This is a genomic window from Bradyrhizobium sp. Ken51 (genome assembly GCF_055807435.1).
Genome location: NZ_JBVVPB010000163.1, coordinates 1 through 279 on the forward strand (window position 1 = coordinate 1; position 279 = coordinate 279).

Annotated in this window: 1 protein-coding gene; it reads right to left on the reverse strand. The window is 54.5% G+C overall.

Features of this window, described 5'->3' with window-relative positions; genetic code table 11:
* On the reverse strand, nucleotides 1-279 hold a 279-nt coding region (locus AC0L27_RS41310), incomplete at both ends, for an isocitrate/isopropylmalate family dehydrogenase (protein WP_473323875.1).

Here is a 279-nt window from a genome sequence, read left to right on the forward strand (position 1 = left end):
GTTCGATCTCAAAACGGTGATACACCTCGGTATCAAAGGCTTTTTCATATTGTCCGCTACCTTCGCGGCCTTTTGGCTGACCGAAATAGATGCCGCCGGTCAGTTCGCGCACACACAGGATGTCGAAGCCGTTTGCGGCAATGTCTGCACGCAGCGGACAGAATGCTTCCAGCCCCTGATACAGTTTTGCCGGGCGCAGGTTGCTGAATAATTTGAAGTGCTTACGCAGAGGCAGCAGCGCGCCGCGTTCTGGTTGCTGGTCTGGTGGTAAATGTTCCC